The organism is Micromonospora sp. NBS 11-29 (assembly GCF_002140155.1).
Lineage (GTDB): Bacteria > Actinomycetota > Actinomycetes > Mycobacteriales > Micromonosporaceae > Micromonospora.
In genome coordinates, this window is the sequence record NZ_NAPR01000018.1 from 9,669 (window position 1) to 10,214 (window position 546).

General features: G+C 76.2%; 1 protein-coding gene. It reads left to right on the plus strand.

Annotated elements, in window-relative coordinates:
* Positions 1-546: alcohol dehydrogenase catalytic domain-containing protein (locus B1205_RS22300; RefSeq protein ID WP_176308738.1), on the plus strand; the 546-nt coding region annotated here is incomplete at both ends.

Consider the following 546-nt stretch of genomic DNA (forward strand, 5'->3'; position numbering starts at 1 on the left):
CGGTGAGCACCGGCGACGACGACCGGGCGGTCGACCCGGCCGGCGCGGCGGTGTGGGGGCTGCTGCGCTCGGCGCAGTCCGAGCACCCCGACCGGATCGTGCTCGCCGACACCGACACCCCGCTCGACCGCCGGGCGCTGGGCGTGCTGGCCGCCGTCGCGGCGCAGCCGTCCACCGTGGGCGGTCAGCTCGCGCTGCGCGGCGACCGGGTGTGCGTACCCCGGCTGGTGCGCTCGGCGGGGGCGGAGCTGACGCCGCCGACGGCGGACGCCTGGCACGTCGCCGCCGCGCGGCCCGGCACGCTCGACGGCGTCGAGATCGTCCCGGCCGTGCCGACGCCGCTCGGCGCCGGTGAGGTGCGGGTGGCGGTGCGCGCGGCGGGGGTGAACTTCCGTGATGTGTTGATCGCGTTGGGGATGTACCCGGATTCGTCGGCGGTGATGGGTAGTGAGGGTGCGGGGGTGGTGGTGGAGGTCGGCCCGGACGTTTCCGGGTTGACGCCGGGTGATCGGGTGTTCGGGTTGTTCGAGCCGGGTTTCGGTCCGC